Below are 19327 nucleotides of genomic sequence, written 5' to 3'. Positions count from 1 at the left end.
CATGGTGATCACTCCTCACACCCCCGCCCAGCTGTGGATATCTCGGGCAGGGTAGGTTGAACACCTGGGTCAAATTTGGGTCGGCAGGGCCCTCACGGGTGGGTCAAATTTCAGTCGGCGTCAACATCAACGTGCCGCCCAAGCTCTGGGCGGCCTTCAAGAAGCAGACCGATGACCTGTTCCTGTCGCGGGCGCCCTTCCTTGACTACATGCTCTCCACCGAGCTTGGGCACCTGCGCGTGGAGTTGGAGGGCTTGAAGCTGTCGTTGCGCGCGAAGCGGCACATAGCGGGTGCGATGAAGCGCACCGGGCCGACCTCGGTGAACATTGAGGTGCGGCCTGAGACGGCGGAGGCGCTTCGTGATGCGGTTCGCGCGCACAACTTGGTACGCGATGCGTTCATGTGCCGCCTCATCATCTTCCTGCGCAGTCCTGCGCCCTTGCTGAACCGCCTGGAGGTCCCGCTCATCGCGACCGGGGGCGATACGCACATGTGGTTGGAGCCGATGCCTTCCAGCCCCCTCGCGGCGATGGAGGCAGTGCGAGACGACCCACTGTTCTATGTGCGAAGTCACGTTCAGAACACTTGGGACTGCGGCATATACCGCGTAGCGCTCCCGAGGTCCCTCGATTGGGCCGCGTGCTACCTCGAAGACGAGGTGGTCCCAGGCACCGCCGCCCATCGCCGCATGCAGAAGGAGGCCGACGCGATGTTGGCCGAGTTGTTGGACGAGCCCCAGGCGAAGTCGACCCGCAATGCCAAGAGGAGCAAGCAATGAACCGCGACCCCATCCACACCACCAACCCCCATCAGGCGGACCGCATGTGGGTGCTTCTCGGCGGCAGAATCGAGCCGGTGCGCCGCACGGGCGAGAAGCGCTACCTGCACGAGCAGTTCGCCCATCCCTTGCGCACGAATGGCAGGCGCAACGACGTGCCAGCGAAGCTGCTCAGTCGGCTGAATCAGCTGATGAAGCTGCGGGCCGCGAATGACGAGAATTGGCTGGATGGGAGCACATGAGAAGGGGTCCCTTGCGGGGCCCCATTTACGCGACTATCTCTCCGCACCCCGTCCATGGTCTCTATTCCTGTCCGGTCTTGGCTGCATGTGCGACGACTTGCCGACACAGGGCCACGAAGGCTTCGATGCTGAGGTCGTTCTTGGCGTCATTGGTGCGCCACGCGCAGATGCGAAAGCTCGCCTCCGTCGCACCGGCATCAAGATGGTCCACGGACGGCAGCATCGCGAAGCGCGCCTTGTACTGGTGGCGCCCGAGCTTCGACTCGTCGTTGTCGTAGGTGCTGATTAGATGCCAGTCCAGTTGCTCGCCGGTGTACGCATCGCGGCCGCCGGAGAGGACGACCGCAGCATGGATGGCCTCCTTGTAGAGGGCCCGGGTTGCGGTATCAGTGGAATGACCACGGCCTCGGTCCCGTTTGACGTGGGCCATGGCCTTTCGGTTGAGCCAACGTTCGTAGGCTTCTGGCGTGACAACGCTCTCGAGGAACGTCGGCATGGTGTGCTTGCGAGCCATCGCGGTGCCTCAGGCATCTACGGCGCAGAAACGCCGTGACGATGGAAGAGGGACTGGAAGAACGCCTTCACCATTGCGGGGGTGCTCTCCTGCTGGAGCTCGATGCCAGCGAACCTGTAGACCTCGTAGCCAGCCAGCTTCAGTTCGCGCTCGCCGGCGGCCAAGCGGGCGTACTGCCTTGGGTCGGCTCTGCCCGAAGCGTCAGCGTAGTGCTGCACGCCATCGACTTCGAACACGACACGCCCGCCGCCCGGGAGAAGCATCAGGAAGTCCATCCTGTGCGTCAGCAGGGCTTGCGCTCCGCGCTGCTCGACGGTCTTCGGGTCCCAGTGCAACCACACCTCGGGCAGGAGTGCCGGCAGATTCGGTATCGCATTTCCGAACGAGCGGAAGTAGAGCTCGAACAGCTGGCGTTGCGGCGGCGAGGAAGTCGGCAGGCATTCCATCAGCCGTCTGTACAGGGTCTTCTTCGCTCGCGTCGCATCGGACTCGCCGGTGGTCTCCGCCCACCAACCTTGGAGGTCTTTCCAGCGAAGGCCATCAACACCCAGAGGGCGGTCATAGACCAAGACGTCGTCGATGTTCGAGACAATCTCGATGTCGTTGTTCACCGCGTCTCGAAAGCGGAGGTCAGGCTTCCGGCTGGACGCGAAGATGAGGTTCTTCGGTCTGCCGCGGGCCGACCGGAGTGCGACGACGTTGAACACCGGGTAGCCGCCGGCCTCGCTGGTTTGCCGTAGCTCCGCACCGCAGCTTTGAAGGACCGGGTTCATCGCTGCGACCACGGCGACCTGTGCCTCCGCATCCACCTGAACGTCAGCGGAGGCCAGACCTTCGAGCAGCAAACAGAACCGGCGGTCTGGAAGGTCGAATGCCTTCAGCTGTTCGAACAGGGCCTCGACGTCGGCGTCCTCTGGATTTCGAACGAAGTGCCGATGGACATCTTCAAGTACACCACCTCGGCGTCCGGTGAACAGCATGGTCAGGTCGTCCTCGATGATGAAGACGTCCTGCAGCAACTGCTCGAAGTTTTCCCAGTGGTGGAACAGCTCGAGCCGTTGGAGCGCGCGTGCCAGCTCTCTTCTGTTTCGCTTGGGAATCGCGATGTTCGGCGTGTCTGACCAGAGCAGGTCCTGCACCTCGTTACGAAGCTGCGGGCCGAGCATGCGCCGCGATAGCAGGCCCACCGCGAACTCTGGAACATCGTCGTCCGGCAGTGCGTCGAAGGCCGCATGCATGCGGCCGCGCTTGTCTCCGCCCTCGGGCGGGGGAGGAAGTCCGAGCTGCTGGCAATACTCGGGCATTCTGGTGTTGGTGCAGTTGTCCTTCAGGCCACCAACGAACGGCCGAAGTGCTTCCCTGAGCGCGGCGACGTCCATGTTTCCGGGGCCTGGGTCAGCCTCTCCAGACTTGGCTGCGATGGAAGCGTAGGTACTCGCGGTGCTCCGCTCGAAGGCCATGAACTGTCATGGCCTCGACCAATCCCATGCTCTGCTGGCGTTCCATGGTGATGGCCGCCCCGAGGTGCACTTCGCCGCTGTCCTCAACGGTCATCAGCCCCGCATCAAACAGCGCGTCGAGGTGAGGCGCCAACAGCAGGCCGTTGAACACATCGAGTCGCTGCTCGTCGGTCTCGCACAGAGCCCATGGTCGGATGTGCGATGCGCGAAGGAGCTCCGGAATGTCGAGGCCGGTCACGCAGCAGCGACCTTGCCAGTAGTCGAGCAGCGCGCCACGAAAGAGCCCCTGCCCAACGCGTTGAACGACAAGTCGCTCCGCCTCGGTGCCTTTGGGGAACGAGGCCGTCTTTCTCCTGAATTCATCAGCTACCCGGTTTGGCCTCGTGCGGGCGTTGGCTCCAATAGAGCGCAGGATGGCGTACAGGTCGTTGAAGCCGTGCACCGTCAGCGATGCGGCACCTCCAGGAGAGGGGAGGATGGCAGCATCGGAAGCGCTCAGTTGGAAGGAGTCCCCGCCGACGGCGCTGACGAGGACAGTTTCAGGAAAGCGCGCAGAGCGCATGACGATGCCTCCAGCCGTCTCCAGAGGAGTCATCTCGAACCCGCAATCAGCGGCCGCCTTTTCAAGTCGCAGTCGGTCCAATGGTGTCATGGCATTCGTCGCCCAACCTCATCCTGCCAGCCTGTCCCACGCCTCTAGCACCAGCCGGCGCGTGCGGTACTCGCCGTAGGTGCGCTGCTCTCCTTCTTTGAGCACGCGGAAGGTCTCGCTCGGATAGTCGTCGCCCATCACGTCTTTTGGGTCGAGGACGTAGCGCAGCTCGTCGCGAGTGAGGCCGTATAGACGGGCGATGTAGGCGTCGAGCTCTGCCCGCAGCAGAGCTCGACGGTCAAGGTCCCAGGCGAAGGTGCGAGCGCGGTCGGCCAGAGGCCGCCTGTCGTATTCGGAAAGGTCTTCGGCCCAAGACCGCATGTCATGAGCGGTGTACGTGAGCTCCAGAATGCGGGGAACTATGAAGGCAAGCTCACTTGGCGAGTAGCGGTCTGGCGGAAGCACCGCAATTTGCTTCATCGTGAAGTATTTGAACGATGTCCCGCCAAGTTTCTGCCGAGACACGAAGTCACACGCCATTGAATTCAGATTGGCGAGCAGCGCAGCACAAAGCGGTGGCTGTGCGCTCGGCATCATCAGTAGAAATTTGTCGCCAACACCCGACCGGGGTATCACCGAAGAAATGAGAGTTCTGTAATCGGTGCTGCGGCAAATGTCACGCCAGCCAAGCAGCCAGCGCGGACTGCGTTGGTCCATCCAAGTGTCGAGAAGGGTGCGCAGGGCGACGGTCAGTTCGGCACCTCGCAGTGCCGCTCCTAGGTCAGCCAATTCGTCGTCGGCAAGCCGAACGTCGGCATTCTGTAGCGCCCACTTCGGGAACTCGGTCAGCGCCTTCTTCGTCGTCAGCCCATCACCGCGCAGTGTCGCGTCCAGCAACGGGAAGCGGCCTCGCATTTGCCGTTCCACCGGCTCGATGTGGCGTTGGGCATGCTGGACGGGCCAGCCATCGACGCCGAGCGCCGGTCCGGCCTCGCGATGAAAATATTCGCCGGCAACCCACTGCGCCAGCGCGCGCAGCATGGCCTCCCGCGCGGCGTCTAGCTCCTCGCTACGCGCAGCCACGGGCGCATCGTTCGCCGCATGCACAGCCAGCCATGAGCGCGCTACGCGGGCTGGCACTCGGGCGATTCTGGCGAGCACTTCTCGCTCGTCTACCCAGTAACGTGGGCGCACGGTGACGGTAGGTTCAGCCTTCTGCGCCTCACCGATATCCATCGTCTCAACTTCGCCCGTCGCGCCACTGGCCGCTGGCGCATACGTGGCCCAGCGATGGTCAAATTGGTGAACCATCTTGGCCTCATATAGAGGCAAGCGGCGGGCTCGACCAGTGTCTTCTTGCGTGTAGGCAAACAGTCCGCTGTCACCTGACATGTGGAACATCGCCTGGAAGTGGATACCCCAGGTGTTGACCTCAGGTCGTACGATGGCACCGGTTTCGTCCCGCACCGCCTCCTGAATGAGAACCGGTGCGGAACGATAGAGTTTCTTGGTCAACTCCGCGTCACGCTCACTGCGGAACACCGGCAGCGTGAGCGTGTTGGGGTTCAGCGCGGCAAACTCATCAGGTGTGAGGCCGTAGCGTTTCTCGCGGCGCGCAAAGTCCTGCCAATCCTGAACATCGTAGGCGAACTCAGCTTCGTCCGCAGAGCCGATGGTGACAAGGCAAAATGCTTTGCGGTCATCTGTCGCAGGGAACCAGCGCCGAATCTCGTAGAAGCTGTACAGCGACGATAGACGCCTTGCCTTCACGAGGCCAGAGAAGTAGACCTTGGTTGTATCGTCCGTCGCGATGCCGGTGGGCACGATGAAGCCGGCTCGACCCTCAGCACGTGTTGCCTGGAGGAACAACTCGGAGAACATGGCGAAGGTATTGACGTCACCCACCCCGGTTAGCGGGTAGCGTCGACTGTCGTGCGCAAACAGGCTGGCAGCTTCTGCACCGCGCCGCGCCTGGATGAAGCTGTCGTACAGCGCCATCTCAACACGGTTGGGAGGCGTCAGGCCTTCGGCGAGCTCAACGTCTGGTGCCACTCTGTGCAGCAGCATTCCTTCGCGCAATAGTTCGATTCTCTGTGTACGCTCGGCCTTGTTCTTGGCGGCAGCGACAAGTGGACTGCGTGTCGCGAAGAACTCCTCCTCCTGCAGCTTGATGCGCTCCCATGGAGGGTTCCCCAACATCACGCTGAAGCCGCCGGCCTCCGCCACCTGCGGGAAGGCCAGCCACCAGTGAAAGACGCTGTGCTGGCGACATAGCTTTTGGGCTACGTCTTCGACTCCTGCGTTTGGCGTTTGGTCACTCAGCACCGCCCACAGGTGCCCCGACACCGGCACTGTCTCCTTGGACTCGGCGAGCTTTGGCGCCAGGAAGGCAGCCACGTACGTGTCCGCGATGCGCGCGAAGGTGCTGCGCCTTGCGTCGGATTCGGTCTGTGACCAGGCCTTGCGCTTGGCGGCCACGTGTTCAGGAGTGTCGTCGTCCAAGGACTCGACGCTCACCGCCTGCGCAGCCAACCCGGCCTGGGTCAACAGGTCGCCGCCGGCAATCTGGTGCCAGCTCTTCAAGTCAGCCTTGTTCTGCTTCTTCAAGGCGCTGGCCACGGCCTTGTCGTCGCCGGAGAGCGCGGTGTAGGCCTCGTCGGGGATGCCGCCTTCCAGCACCTTTGGGTCCAGTACGCCGAGCAATGCGTCGCCAACGCGCAGGTGGTGGTCCACGAAGCTCAGCGGTCGGTCGGGCGAGTAGGCCTCCAGCCACAGCGCCGTCTTCGCGAGCTGAATGGCCATAGGGTTCTTGTCCACACCGTAGAGGCAGTGGCTCACCACGTCGCGCAGCGCATGGCGGTAGTCTGCCGGCGTGGGTGCGCCGCCTTCGCGTTCGGCCGCGGCGCGGTGCAGCGCCACCTCGTCGGCCAGGCGTCGCCCAGCGGAGAGCAGGAAGTGTCCACTGCCGCATGCGGGGTCGCAGATGGTGAGCGCGAGCAGAGCCTCTACTGGACGCTGCGGGTTGGCTTTGACCGTCTGCGCGATAACGGGCTCGAGTGCGCTCTTGATGAGCTCCTGCACCAGGCTGTCGGGGGTGTAGTAGCTGCCAGTCAGCTTCCGAGTGTTGCCCTTGGTGCTGGCGTCGGCCTCGTCATCACCGACGAATGCCAAGCGCGCCGAGGCCGCCGTGGCCAGGCCTTGCAGGTCGGGCACCAACTCCAGCAGGCTTTCGTAGACGCTGCCCAGCTCCTCTGGGCCCATGTCGCGGTAGTTGACGCGCGACAACCCTCCGCCCTTTCCATCAGCACGGAACCAGCCAAGCTGGAACACCGCGGCCAACAGATATCGGTTGTCCAACTGCGCGGCGTCCAACCGCGCGCATTGGTCGAGGTCGAACAGGCCTCCCAGGGCCGGCAGACCCAAGGCCGGCTCGCCTCGGGCCAACGCCCCAAAGGTGATGGCCAGGGCCTGCCAGAGGTCAGCGTGGCGGTCATATTGGCTGCGCCGGACGGCACGCTCTCGCAACCAGGTGAGCGAGTAGCCGGCCATGTAGCGGGCCTTGGCCTCTTCACTGGCGTCCGGGGCGAAGACCAGGTGCTCGCCGGTGCCACGGTCGCGGCGGTCTTCCACGGTGGCCAGGAAGATGAGGCGGTAGACCAGGCGCAACAGCTCCTCGAAGAAGGCCTGGCGGTCGTAGCCGTCCTCGGAATTCTGCAGTGCGGTGCGCAAGGCGCCATTGGCCGGGTGCGACAGAAAGCCGGTACCGAGGGCCCGCAGCGCCTCGGCCACTTGGTAGCGAAGCTTGCCGCGCACGGTGACGCCGGCCTGCTGGCCGGCGGCGCGCCAGCGCTCCCAAGGGCAATCGCTGGGTGGCGATTCCGCGGACCCAAAGCGGCTCGCGTGCGCCAGCAACCAGAAGGCGCTGAAGTCGGCCAGCAGTTCCTCGTTGAACAGCGCCTCGAGGTCCACCTCGATGTAGGCGGGCCGAGTGAGGCTGGCGTTGTCGCGAAGGATGCGCAGCGTCAGCCCGTTGGTGACGATGGCCCAGAGACAGTCATCGCTGGCATTGAGCGCCTCCTGGGCCAGCATGAAGGGGCTGCGGCGGCGGGTCTTGCCGGTATCGGGATTGGTCTCCCCGAAGCGCTCTGCCGCGGTGTCCAGCGGCTCGTCGAATCCAGCGAACACCAGCGGCACGCGCCCGCTACTTCCGGCGTGGCCGATGGCGAACTGGTGGCCTGCGTGTTCGATGGCCCGGCACCGCGCGGCATCGTGAAAATGGAGAACGTCGCGTAGCAGAGGCAACAGCCACTCGCGCACAGTGATTTCGTGAGCGCGGACGTCTTGGCGATTGCGTAGTGCCTGAAAGTCTTGCCAGAGGTTGAGTGCAATTTTGAAGTCCCGCGCGATTTCGTCTCGCAGCTTCAGTCCGCGGGCGATTCGGTAGTGACTCTCGGTCTGCTCGGTGTCCTTCGGCTCAGCCAGCAAGGTCAGGCGGGTGAGCTCCTCGGCGGGTATCAGGCCGCCTTCGATGCGGATGGCACGAAAGGCAAGCTGGTGGGTGATGCGCTTGGCCATGGCGTCAGGCTCCCATGGCGGTGACCGCGCCGGCGTCCGGCAAGAGCACGTACAGGCCCATCACGTCGACCGGCAAGCTGGCACTGACCTGGTAGCTGCCACGCCCTTCGGCGGCTTCGCGGACGCGGCGATGGTCGGCCAGCAGCGCCTGGGCGCGGGCTTTGGCGATGGTCTCGAGCTGGTCTCGCCAGTCAGGCAGTGCATCGAGCGAAGACTGAATCTGTCGGTCTCGAAGTGCGGCCGGCATGTTGCGGGCCGCATCGGCGCCGAGCAGTTGCTGTGTCTGCTCCGGTGAGAGTTCAGTGAACGGCTCCGCGCCGGCGGCAGCAACGGCTACCGCCTCCTCGCACATGAGCAACCTGGAATTCTGACCATGGGCGACGGTGAGCTGCTGGCGGATGCGCAGCAGCACCACGGTGGTCTTGAGCGGCACTGCGCTAACGAAGGCCGCGCCGGCTCGGGCCACGGTGGCCCCGCCGTCATCGTTCGATGGCCCGGCATCAAGAGCTTGCTCCAGCAGCGTATCGGCCAACACGGCAACCAATGGATGGGTGCGATGTATGAAGGTGGCGCCCTGTGCTGCAGGCTGGTGGAAGTCGATGCGCAGCGAACCCGATAGCCCTTCGGCCGCCAGGCGCTCCTGCACGACCTCGGGCAGGTGCTCAGTCAGCAACTTGAAGTGTTGCTTCACCGGTTGCAGCGGGGCGCCGAGCTGGCTGGTTGCACGGGAGACGAAGCGTTCCACCTCGGCCTCGCCGCCCAGCACCGCGGAGGACTTGCGCCATTCTGGCAACACGTCTTCTGGCTTCAGGCGTCTCTGAGCAAATATGCTGCGGTTCTGCTTCGCCTTTTCCTTCGCGCTTTGCCAGGCCAGGTCGATTTGCTTGGCAGGTTCGCCGAACAGGTCGAGCTGGGACTGCGCGTTCAGCGGCGACCCCTTGCGCAGCAGCACCGCGTTCATCAGCGCCTGGGTGAGCTTGCCCTCGTCGTCGGGCATTGGCACGAGCACGCCCAGTTCCTTGCGGATGCTCTCAGCCTTGCGCAGGATGACCTGCAGCACGGCGCCGTCCACAGGATTGTCCTCGCCATATAGCATGGTGCTGCGCACTTCGCGGGCCTTCTGGCCGAAGCGGTCGACGCGGCCCTCCCGCTGCTCATGGCGGGTCGGATTCCAGCTCAGGTCGTAGTGGACGACAGCGGTGAAGAGGTTTTGGAGATTGATGCCTTCAGACAGGCAGTCGGTGGCCACCAGGATGCGGACATCGCTGTCGCCCAACTGCTCGACCGCGGCCTCGCGTTCGTCGGGAGTGAGCTCGCCGGTGACCGCCTTGACGGTCGCCGACTTGAATTTCTCCTGCAGGGCCGCTGCCAAATAGTGGGCGGTGGCGATGTAGCGGCAGAACACGACGGGCTGGAAGCCGTCCTTGAGAAGCAGGGTCAGGTGCTCCTGCAATTTGGCCAGCTTGGGGTCGTTCTGCTGCCCGGCCAAGGCCGCGGCGCTGGCCATGAGCGCCTGCAGGCGTTGGCTGTCCTCGGTCTGAGCGCCGGGCTCGATGTCATCCGTCGACAGGGCGTCTTCCGTGCCATCGAGGACGCGGTCGCTGGCTTGAGCTTCAAACTCTTCCAGCGAGGTGGCCTCGGAGTTGTCTGAACCAACCTGCGCGCTTTGAAGGCGGGTGCGCAGGGCGTTCACTGCGGCGGCCGGGGACGACGAAATGCAGCGCAGGAGCGCGAGCGCTGCCCACCAGTTCATCCGCTGCTCGCGCAGCCCCTGGCCTTCTGAGCGCTCGACCAGCTCGCGGGCATAAGCCAAGACGTCGTTGAACAGTTGGCCCCAGGCGCCGGTAAGTCGGTAGGTGATTTCGGCCGACTTGCGTTCCGGGAACATCGAGGTGTCCTGCCACTCGGCGATGTCGGGCCGGCGGCGCTGGACGAAATGGCGCGACAGGGCCTCGCGCAGGTCACTGCGCTGGCCAGCGGGCAGGTCTTTCAGCTGGGTGAAGTCGGGGTTGAGCAGGCCCAGCAGGTTGAAGAAGGCCTCCTCGTCGCCACTGTGCGGGGTGGCGGTCAACAGCACCAAGTGGCGCTCAGCATCGGCCGCCAGGCCCTTGAGCAGCTGGTAGCGCTGCTGCCGGCCCTGGCCGGCCTGAGTGCAGGTGTGAGCCTCGTCGACGATGACGAACTCGGGGCAGAAGCGCTGAAAGGCCTCGCGCCTGCGTTCGGACTTGATGTAGTCCAGGCTCACCACGGTGAACGGGTGAGCGTCGAACAGCGAGGCGCCCGGCGGAAGGTCCCGCTCCAAACGGTCAGCAGTGTTGGAACGCACGACGACGGCTGCAATGTGGAAGCGCTCTGTCAGCTCACGCTGCCACTGCTCGCACAGATGGGGCGGGCACAGGACGGTCAGGCGCTGGACTTCACCGCGGTCAAGCATCTCGCGCGCGATGAGCGCACCCTCGATGGTCTTGCCGATACCGACGTCGTCGGCAATCAGCAGCCTCACCGTCGGCAGCTTGAGCGCCATCAGCAAGGGCACCAGCTGGTAGGCGCGCGGTTCGACGGCGATGTTGCCGAAGCTGCGGAAGGGGCCGGCCCCGCTGCGCAGCTTGAGCTGCAGCGCATCGAGCAGCATCTGGCTGGCCGAATGGTTGCGGGCCTGAGCCACCGTGGGCCAAGGGAACGTGGCTGACTGGACAGGCTGGCGCTCGAGCGGCAGGTAGACCAGGGTCTCGTCTCGGTCGCCGCCACCGAGAGGACGAAGGCGAAGCGTCTGCGCGTCTGATTCGGGGAGGACTATCCACTCCCGGCCACGGGCAGCAACAAGGCTTCCCGGAAGGAATTCCGGAACCAATGCATTCATGTTTTCTTATCCCTTGCCGGGGCCAAACAGGTCGGCGTTGTTCTTGAAGGTGGCGCTCCAGCTCCCCGTCTCCTTCGGGAAGCGGACCACGAGGTACCCCAATTCATCGAGCTTGCGGTCGACTGCGGCATCCTTCTCCCGCTGGGACGCGCCTTCGTGGTGAGGGCCGTCGATGAAGACCGCCAGGTTCAAGTCGTCATAGAAGAAGTCGGCGCTGGCGTTGGCGCCAGGAATCGCGTGTTGACCTCGGTCGGGCTTGCGATAGCCATGCTCGTTGATGTAGGCCAGCCAGGCCTGCTCCAGCGTGCTGCCTGCCGTGCGGGCAAGCTGTGCGTCGTGTTCACCGGGTGCGCGACCCTGAGTGCCCTGGTTGGCCCGGGCCTGCGTGAGGCGGCACAGCATGTCGAGCAGTAGCCCGCCGGCGGCCTTGTCCTTGCGGTCGATGAGGGTGTGGTCCGGCTGGTTGTAGTAGGACAGCAGGCAGCGGTAGCAGCCAGCTTCGCAAAATGGCTCTCCGTTGTGGTCCAACTCCTCCACGAGGCTGTCCCGCGCCCACGTCTGGCCAGCTGGCGGTGCACGAAAGTGCATAACCTCCAGGGCCTTGGCTGCAACCGCGGCCAAGGCATCTGGCTCCGTGGCGAGGCGCGTCAGCACGCCGGCGCCACCTTCCGCCGCTTCGAACAGCAGGATGGACTGCCGGTTGTCGCGCGTGGGAAGCGGCTCAGCCATGAGCTCGCTTTCTTCGAGCTGGTAGACCGCCTCGATACCGCGCTTCAGGGCGTACTGCAACGTAGTGAGCGTCTCAGCCTCGAGCACCCCAAGCCGGTGGTGCGGTCGGATGATGAGAATGTTGCGACGGTCTTCGACGTAGGGAACGATGCGCTGGGCCGGTGTCGTGTCTGGAGCCCCATCCCCCTCACCTTCAGGTTCACCTGAGCCGTCCTCTGCGCCGCCGACCCATTGCCCCGTGACGGGATTCATCATGAAGCCCTGGATGGACTTCTCCTTGCGGCGGCGCCAGCCGAAGTTCATCCGCCAGACCGTCGCGGCGGGGCCGTATTGCATCTCGAGCAGCGGCCCCTTGTCGTCTTCGACCACCGTGGTGACCATCTGCAATTTGCCATCGGCCTCGGCAAACTGCAAAGTGGTCTGCATCTCGTAGCCCTGCCGCACCCGCTCTTCCTCGTTGGCAGTGATGCGTTCTGCGCGCTTGGTGGAGACGTTTTCGATGCGGTAGAGGCTCTTGACCTCTTGCGCCTCCGCCAACGACGCGTTGCATGACACGCAGCGGTCGGCATCGCGCTGGGAGCGGAAGTGGCCGTAGCCGCAGGCCGGGCAAAGCCGTGCGACCTCGGTTGGCAAGCGGGCGCCTTCGGTGACCTGGTCGTGGCCAGTGATGGTGAGCAGCGCCTTGGTCACCCGGTACTGGCTGCCCTCGTGGTAGATGAGGCTGTAGGGCCCGAACTCTCCCAGTGCAAGGAAGCGCGGACGTGACAGGAAGCTCTCGCGCCCGATTTGTCCGCGGCGCGCCGGAAGGTACGCCAACAGCGGCAGACGCGGGAAGTTGTAGCCGGGCAGGAAGCCCTGCGACGCCATGTAGCGGTAGGTGTAGAAGTCGGAGTTGAAGGCGCTGTCGCCGGCCAGCAGCAGGTCGCGCTGTTTGCGGGCCTCGTTGTGGCGCTGCTGGGCCTCACGGCGTTCGCGCTCTGAGGCGGCCGGGTTGTTCTCGATTTTGAAGTTGCGCTCGATGGCACTGGCGGTCGCGCGGTACAGGTCACGCCAGCGCTGCAGGGAGCCGTCGAACTCCTTGTAGGCGCGCTGGAAGACGGTCTCAGCCCACTGGGCTGTGTACCAGGGCGCGCTCTTGGAGGTCAGCTCGTTGGCCAGCATGGACAACACGCGAAGCCCCCGCTCGTGAGCGCGGCGCTTGGCGGCGTCCTTGTCAAGGTCGGACGCGACATCTTCAGTGATTGGTAGCGTCTCTGGCTGATTCATGTCCAGCAGGTCACGCACGCTATTGCCAAGGCGCTTGCCGGTCTCGGCCAGCCAGATGGCGTGCATGTGGCTCTTGACCAGTTCGAGGTTGGCCAGGTCCAAGGTCGGTGCATTGACCTGGCCATGCACCATGCGGACTGGGTCGCGGAAGTAATACTGGTCGTGTGGTGACTGGCTGGCGCAGTAGGTGATGACGAGCGCAGGCTGTCCAGCGCGGCCCGCGCGGCCACTGCGCTGGGCGTAGTTGGCCGGTGTGGGCGGCACGTTGCGCATGTAGACCGTGTTCAGCGACGAGATGTCGACGCCGAGTTCCATCGTGGGCGAGCAGAAGAGAACTGGCAGCCACTCAAGGTCGGTGGCCTTCTTCTCCCGCCATTCGGTGCGGTCCTTCTCCGTGAAGCGGAAGCGAGCCTCGCGCTCGAGACGGTCCTCCTGCTCGACCTGGGCCGTGTGCTCGCGCGCCTCAAATTCGAAGAGCTGATGCACCGGGCTTTCAAGCAAGCTGGCGATGTTGCGGTACAGCCCACGAAAGAACGTGTTGTCCTCGGCCTGCCGCTGGGTCTGACCATCGCCCAGCTGCCAGAGCAGCGCGGTCCCATTGAGCTGCCAGCCGGTCAAGCCAACGTCAGTCTCTTCTTTGCGAACCAAGCCGTACGACTCCGCGGCTTCCAGCAGCGCTTCGATGAGTTTCGACCAGGTCTTGTCGTTGATTTCCTTGTAGTGCGGATTGCCGCCGCCCCAGGTGCTTCCCAGTCGGAGCCGGCGACCCAACTGCGAGCGGCTGGAGCCGATGACAAGGAAGTCTTCAACCTTCACGCGTCGGCCGCGGCGGTCCGTCTCTTCCTTGGGGCGTGATGTGACGAACCAGCGGGCCGGAACCGGCCTCTCGTCCTCGGTGAAGCCCCAGGGCTCGCGGAGGTTGGCGTAGCTCTGGGTGCGCAGCTGTTCGAGTTCGGTGCGGTCGAGGTACCGCGTGGCGATGCACAGGCCCTGGCGCATGAAGTCGAACAGGGCGCGCAACACGATGGCTCGCTCGGCCGGCGCAGCGGCCTGCAGCACTTTCGGCGATTCGGCCCACTCAGCGGCGTCGGCGGCGAGGTCGTCAATGTCTTGGTAGCCGATGCGGACGAGGCCGAGCTGCTCGAGGTTCGGATTGTTGAATCGCCAGCCTCGACGCAGGTCGAAGTAGGTCCGGTAGCCCAGGATGCCGCGCATGGCTTCCTGAACCTGGCGCCGGGTGTTGCCCTTGAGCTCGGGCTGCTGCATGTACTCGGCGCGAACCGCCGGGTCGTCACGATGGAAGCCCAGGGCCTCGAACACCGCATTCGCCACCTCGCGCTCGGTCAGGGCATTCGCGCCGGCCTTCTGGATAGCCGACAGCAGCGCCGAGCGAGTCATCAGGACCTGCAGGAAGTCGTTGAAGTGCCCGGCCTGCAGGGCGGCGTCCTGGCGGTTGTCGGAGAAGCCAAGCACCTTCTTCGCTTCGGCCGACAGCTGCTGGTCTTGCTCGTACAGGTATCGCAGGGCCGACAGCGTCAGCATGGTCGTGGCCGAGCTGCGGCCCTCGCCGGACAGGGAGGTCAGGCGCAACGAGTCTTTGCCGGCCGAGCTGTGCGCGACGCCGCAGGCCAGGCAAAAACGGAACGAGCCGGGGATGAAGAAGGCCTGCAAGCCTTGTTCCGTCGTGACGACACCGTCCGGACGAACATTGACTGCTTGGGGCCTGTACTTCCGCTGCCCGGACTTGATGCGCCACTCACCGTCAGCTCCCTCCTCGAGCCAGGACTCCGGGTAGCGCTCGAGGTTGTCCGGCTCCCACAGGCCGCGTCCATCGGGCATGAGGAAGCCGAACTTGACCTGCTCGTCGTCGTTCTGCCGCTCCTCGATGTTCCGCACTTCAAAGGCCCGACCTTCGGGCCCGTCGGTGTCCCAGACCGGGATGTACTCCTGACCGCAGTCTCGGCAGAAGTGCGCGTTGAAGTAGCGGCGCCGGCGCTGGTCGTCGCCCGTGACGAACTGCTGGCCATCCAGCGTGATTGCACGCTGCCCAGCGGATTCGAGCGTTGTGTAAACCTTGCCGCCACCCGCGATGAACTGGTGAAGTTTGAACGCGAAGAGGCTCTTGCCGGCATCGTCTGTAACCGAGTACGCACGCAGCATGAACTGCTGCAGGTAGGCCAAGCACGTCTCGACTGGTTCGCCCGAGTCGATGTGCAGCGCCTCAGCGGCGTCGGAGAGCATGCGGGGCTTGGCACGACGAGGCTTGTCGTCCTCGTAGGTCAGTCCAAGCGTCAGTTCGACCCAGACCGACATCGGGTGCGCTGCCATGGCGTCGTAGTCGAGGTCCATGGGCACGCTGGCGCGAATCGCGGCCCCTAGGCGAGAGCGCACGGTCTCGAGTGTCTCGTGCTCAGGAGTCGTACGCCGCAACGTCTCGGTGATGACGTTGCGGTCATGGATGGAGGTCCCGAACAGGCGCCGGGCGACGTTGGCCACGGTGGCGTTCCTCTCCATCTGGGAGCCAGTGGACGACATGGTCGCCGAGGTCCCGATGCAGATGAGGTTGTCGGACAGGGCTTCTCGAACGCGCCGCACCAGCAGCGCGACGTCAGCGCCTTGGCGGCCCCGGTAGGTGTGGAGCTCGTCGAGGACGAGGAAGCGCAGGCCCTTGGCGTTGCGCATGACCGCCTTGTCGATGTCATCCTGCCGTGTCATCAGCAGCTCGAGCATCATGAAGTTGGTCAGCAGGATGTCCGGCGGGTTGGCTGCCATGGCCTCCCGCTCTTCTCGGCTCTCTTGCCCGGTGTAGCGACCGAAGCTCACCGCGCGCGAGGCCGGGTCCGAGCCCAGGAACTTCTTGAGCTCCTCGAGTTGCGAGTTCGCCAACGCGTTCATCGGATAGATGACGATGGCTCGCGTGCGTGCCGTGGAGTCCGTCTTCTTCGCCTTGACGCAGGCGTCGACGATAGGAATGAAATAGCTGAGAGACTTGCCCGAGCCCGTTCCGGTGGTCAGAACGTAGCTTTCTCCCGCGCTGGCCAGGCTGATGGCCTCCGCCTGGTGCTGATGCAGCGGCAGAGGGACGCCCGCTGAGCTGTTGGACTTGCCCAGGCGGAAGATGGTCGCGCACTCTGGACTGAGCTGGCCGCTGGCCACGAGCTGGTCGACAGTGCCGCCTGAGCGGTACGTCGGATTGATTTGAATGAGCGGCTCGGGCCAGTAGCGCTGGCTGGCGTACTCACGGTCTACGAACGCGCGAATGTCGTCGGACCGAAGGCGCGTGAAGCTGCGGCTGAACTGGGCGTACTCGCCGACCAGGTGCTCGCGAAATTTGAAGACGTCCAAGTCATCCTCCCTTGTTGCCTCAGCGGCTCGTCGTCCGCTTTGAGGGTGTTTGCCCGGCGGTGATTCCTTGCCGCGTGCAGTGCTCTCGAACGAGCATCTCGACGAAGTTTGCGATGGTGCGGTGGTCACGCTCGGCCGCCACGCGCACCAGTTCCTTCAGCTCCGGGCTCACGCGGAGGTTCAACGTCTGGGTCTTCCTGTCCATTTGCCCGTCCTTGGAGGTGCCGGACTCAATGTAACGCAGATGTGCGTCAGGACCGTCAGGGTCTACGCCCGTGGCTTGCGTCGAACTGCGGGAGGAGAAGGGCTACGCCTACCTGCAGGCTGCCTCGAGCGAAGGACACTCCCATTCCAGCAGCTCGGCCATCCTTCTGGTGACCCATTCGGCCTCAGCGACGGTGAGGCCGGCATCGCCCGCCAGGAGGCCCCTGTGGATGCGCACGATGATGTCCGCCTCGGTGACGCCGAGTTCCCATTTCTTGGTGCTCGCGTGGTCCATCAACATCGTCGCCAGGTCCTCGCAAAGCTCGTAGCGCTCCAGGATGTGCTCGCGCGGCGCGTTCGGTTTGATGCGGCCGGGTTCGATGAATAAGGCCACGAACGACGGCGGCACTACGAGTTGGCTCTCTTCCGACATGCTGAGGATTGTCCTGCTCCGCGCATCACGCTCGCGCAGTTGGAATCTCGTCAAGCCGCGTCGTGTAGCGCGGCGACCGGCGTTCCTGCCTCGCCATGTAGCCGCCGCCGCCCTCGGAGTGCTGCGCGGCGCTTGCAACGGAGACAGCGCCGCGCCCGAACCTCCGGTTCAGCTCATCGATGGCACCCATGAGCTGCGCCCGGTCCCTCTGCGGCGCTGGCGTCTCGCGTTCTTCGGTGCCGGAGAACAGGTCCAGCTCGCTCTGCTCCTGTCCCTCTGGCTGCAACTCCACCAGCATGACGCCGGCCTTGACATAGTTGAAGCCCGGCCGATACACGCCCTCGAGGGCACGCACAGCGGCAGCAATGAGTACCCGGGTGTCGCCCGTCGGTCTGACCAACGGCATCGTCGCGCTGCCACTGTGCTGTCGGTCATTCTTCCGAAACGGGCTCGTCGTGATGAATACGTGCACGGCGCCGGCGACGCTTTGCTGGCCTCGGGCCTTCTCGGCCACACGCGAGGCGAACTGGCTCACCACTTCCCTGAGTTCGGTCAGTTCGGTCACCGCCGAGCCGAACGACCGTGAACACATGATTTGCTGGTTGGCCGCCGGCGCATCATCGACGTCCATGCACGAGGTGCCGCGTAGCTCAAGCACCGTCTTCTCGAGCACAACGCTGAACTGCCCACGAAGGGTGGCGGCGTTTGCATTGACGAGGTCGAGGACCGTGCGGATGCCACCATCGTTCAGGCGCGCAGAGGTCTTTCGGCCAACGCCCCACACGTCGCCGACCTCGGTCTTGCTCATCACCCAGTCGAGCTGGCGCTTCGTCATCTCGCCAAAGTTGCAGACCTGAGCAAGTTGCTCTGGGTAGGAGCCGGGCTTGCGGTCCGCCGTCTTGGCCACATGGTTGGCCAACTTCGCGAGCGTCTTCGTCGGCCCGAAGCCCACGCTCGTCGGGAGTCCGGCCCACTGCAGCACCGTCGCTCGCAGGTCGCGCCCGATGGCGACAAGGTCGCCTCGCATCCCATCGAAGTCGAGGAAGCATTCGTCGATGCTGTAGACCTCCTGGCGGGGCGCGTACTGAGCCGCCAGCGCCATCATTCGAGATGACATGTCGCCATAGAGCTCGAAGTTGGCGGACAGGGCGATGAGGCCCGCCTGCCGCTCAAGATGCCGAATCTGGAACCACGGCTGGGCCATCTTGACGCCCAGGTCCTTGGCCTCGTTGCTGCGGGCGATAGCGCAGCCGTCGTTGTTCGATAGCACGACTACGGGACGGCCGTTCAGCGAGGGGCGGAAGACCCGCTCGCAGCTGACGTACATGTTGTTCACGTCGACGAGCGCGAACACGGCGTCGCCTCAGACCGGCATCGACTTGATGGCGTTGGTCACCACGCCCCAAACCTGGAAGTCCTGCCCTTCGCCGGGGACGATGTCAACGGTCGTGGGCTCGGTTGCTTGGAGCCTGATGTCGTGTCCCTGCTTGAAGAGTCGGCGACAGACGAACTCGTCATCAACGACAGCAATGACGACGTGCCCGTGCACGGGCGTGATGGCACGGTCGACCAGTACGACATCACCATCGTCGATGCCGGCCTCGCGCATGGCGGCACCCGTGATGCGCATGAGGAACGTGGCCTGGGGATGTTTGACGAGGATGTCGTTGAGGTCGAGGCGCGTGACCCCGCTGTCCTGCGACGGCGAGCCAAAGCCGATGGCCACGCTGGAACGTGCTGGTGCCTGCGCGGTCGCCGTCGCGCCCCCTATACGGACAACATCAACGTCAGGGTCTGTACTGGACATATTCACAGTATATGCGCCAGCCGAGCTCACGAGCATCAATTGATAGCGAGGACGGCCGCCTACGGGACGGCGGGTGTCGGCCGCCCCTCAGAATGGCGTTCCTCAGCTGACTGCCTCGACACAACCGGAGACCGCACGATGCCCGAACAGCAGTCCGACCTTTTCGACGCCTCGCACAACGAAGCGTTTCGTTCGCTCGGTGCGCTCGAGCCGGGGCAGCAGTGGTCGGCATTTGACGTTCCACGCGATGCAGCGCGTGAGGGTAAGGCCACCCGGTTCGTCACCACCATCTGGAACTACCACAGCACCCTTGATGCAAAGGGTCGGCGGACGCCAACCGAGCTGGCCATTTGCAAGGATGTGGTCGATGGGTCTCTGTGGTACCGCATAGCCAAGTGCGTATTTCGGCCAACGTGACCGGTCATTTCGGTCATCGTGACCGACGCTGTTGAGGAGCGTCGGAGAGGTCGTTTCGGTATCGTGACCGCCCGTTTCGGCGATCGTGACCGCCGGGCCGGCGG

The 19327-nt window shown here is 64.4% G+C and carries 13 protein-coding genes; 2 read left to right on the top strand and 11 right to left on the bottom strand.

What is annotated here, in order from left to right:
• Positions 1 to 56 precede the first annotated feature (56 nt).
• Both ACG04R_RS27930 and ACG04R_RS27925 read left to right on the top strand, forming a co-directional pair.
• The gene (locus tag ACG04R_RS27930) at positions 57 to 779 is read left to right on the top strand and encodes a hypothetical protein (RefSeq protein ID WP_394417927.1); all 723 of its coding nucleotides are present in this window, start codon (positions 57 to 59) and stop codon (positions 777 to 779) included.
• Positions 776 to 1021: a hypothetical protein gene (locus tag ACG04R_RS27925; protein WP_394417925.1), complete on the top strand. Its 246-nt coding sequence runs from the start codon at positions 776 to 778 to the stop codon at positions 1019 to 1021. Before ACG04R_RS27930 ends, ACG04R_RS27925 begins: the two co-directional genes overlap by 4 nt.
• Positions 1022 to 1082: 61 nt before the next feature.
• On the opposite strand, the gene ACG04R_RS27920 is transcribed toward ACG04R_RS27925, so the two are convergent.
• From ACG04R_RS27920 to ACG04R_RS27870, 11 genes are all read right to left on the bottom strand, one after another.
• A complete protein-coding gene (locus ACG04R_RS27920; protein WP_394417922.1) occupies positions 1083 to 1517 on the bottom strand; it encodes a hypothetical protein in 435 nt (144 codons plus the stop codon).
• A gap of 35 nt (positions 1518 to 1552) precedes the next feature.
• The gene (locus tag ACG04R_RS27915) at positions 1553 to 2914 is read right to left on the bottom strand and encodes an AbiJ-related protein (RefSeq protein ID WP_394417919.1); all 1362 of its coding nucleotides are present in this window, start codon (positions 2912 to 2914) and stop codon (positions 1553 to 1555) included.
• Positions 2915 to 2930: 16 nt separating this feature from the next.
• Entirely contained in the window at positions 2931 to 3647 is a 717-nt protein-coding gene (locus ACG04R_RS27910; RefSeq protein ID WP_394417916.1) for an HNH endonuclease, read from the bottom strand.
• Between the two features lie 18 nt (positions 3648 to 3665).
• Complete coding sequence (locus ACG04R_RS27905; RefSeq protein ID WP_394417913.1) at positions 3666 to 8162, bottom strand: Eco57I restriction-modification methylase domain-containing protein; 4497 nt, start codon at positions 8160 to 8162, stop codon at positions 3666 to 3668.
• 4 nt (positions 8163 to 8166) lie between these two features.
• Complete coding sequence (locus ACG04R_RS27900) at positions 8167 to 11022, bottom strand: helicase-related protein (RefSeq protein WP_394417910.1); 2856 nt, start codon at positions 11020 to 11022, stop codon at positions 8167 to 8169.
• Positions 11023 to 11028: 6 nt separating this feature from the next.
• Positions 11029 to 16362 carry a DEAD/DEAH box helicase gene (locus tag ACG04R_RS27895; RefSeq protein WP_394417907.1) on the bottom strand — a complete coding sequence of 1778 codons (5334 nt, stop codon included), beginning with the start codon at positions 16360 to 16362 and terminating at the stop codon, positions 11029 to 11031.
• 19 nt (positions 16363 to 16381) lie between these two features.
• The gene (locus ACG04R_RS27890) at positions 16382 to 16567 is read right to left on the bottom strand and encodes a type II toxin -antitoxin system TacA 1-like antitoxin (RefSeq protein ID WP_394417904.1); all 186 of its coding nucleotides are present in this window, start codon (positions 16565 to 16567) and stop codon (positions 16382 to 16384) included.
• 108 nt (positions 16568 to 16675) lie between these two features.
• Entirely contained in the window at positions 16676 to 16999 is a 324-nt protein-coding gene (locus tag ACG04R_RS27885; RefSeq protein ID WP_394417901.1) for an ATPase with chaperone activity, read from the bottom strand.
• A 25-nt stretch (positions 17000 to 17024) separates the two neighbouring features.
• Positions 17025 to 18353, bottom strand: coding sequence for a Y-family DNA polymerase (locus ACG04R_RS27880; RefSeq protein WP_394417899.1), 1329 nt, complete (start codon positions 18351 to 18353; stop codon positions 17025 to 17027).
• 9 nt (positions 18354 to 18362) lie between these two features.
• Entirely contained in the window at positions 18363 to 18725 is a 363-nt protein-coding gene (locus tag ACG04R_RS27875; RefSeq protein ID WP_394417895.1) for a LexA family protein, read from the bottom strand.
• 183 nt (positions 18726 to 18908) lie between these two features.
• A partial coding sequence (locus ACG04R_RS27870) for a hypothetical protein (RefSeq protein WP_394417892.1) occupies positions 18909 to 19327 on the bottom strand: 419 nt, incomplete at its 5' end.

It is taken from the genome of Pelomonas candidula (assembly GCF_043555985.1).
Classification (GTDB): domain Bacteria; phylum Pseudomonadota; class Gammaproteobacteria; order Burkholderiales; family Burkholderiaceae_C; genus Pelomonas; species Pelomonas candidula.
This window is presented reverse-complemented; position numbering and strand designations above follow the sequence as displayed.